1 protein-coding gene is annotated in these 288 nt (G+C 63.9%); it reads right to left on the bottom strand.

Features of this window, described 5'->3' with window-relative positions; translation table 11 throughout:
- Positions 1-106 precede the first annotated feature (106 nt).
- The coding region (locus tag J0A67_RS23680; protein ID WP_241265315.1) for a chaperone modulator CbpM at positions 107-288 on the bottom strand (182 nt) is incomplete at its 5' end.

The raw sequence follows: 288 nt of genomic DNA, 5'->3' as shown, positions 1-288 counted from the left end.
CGGGGGTTCGTCAAAATTTCGCCCTTTATCGGCGCAATGTGGGGCGACGGCCCAATTTTGTGCAATTTCGCCACCGGGAAGCGCCCGGTGGCGTTCAGCTCTCGGGTCAGGAAGTTTGCAGGAAACGCGCCAGCTGCCTGCGCAGCTGCCGGTTCTCTTGCTGTAGCGCATCAACCCGGTCGAGCAGCGTCAGCGCCATGGCGATCCCCGGCCAGTCCAGATCCAGCTCCGCCCGCAGCCTGCGTGCGCGCTGCAGATGGCTCAGCGCCGGATAATCAAACTCCCAGC

The sequence above is a fragment of the Algoriphagus aestuariicola genome (genome assembly GCF_017254835.1).
Lineage (GTDB): Bacteria > Bacteroidota > Bacteroidia > Cytophagales > Cyclobacteriaceae > Algoriphagus > Algoriphagus aestuariicola.
This window is presented reverse-complemented; position numbering and strand designations above follow the sequence as displayed.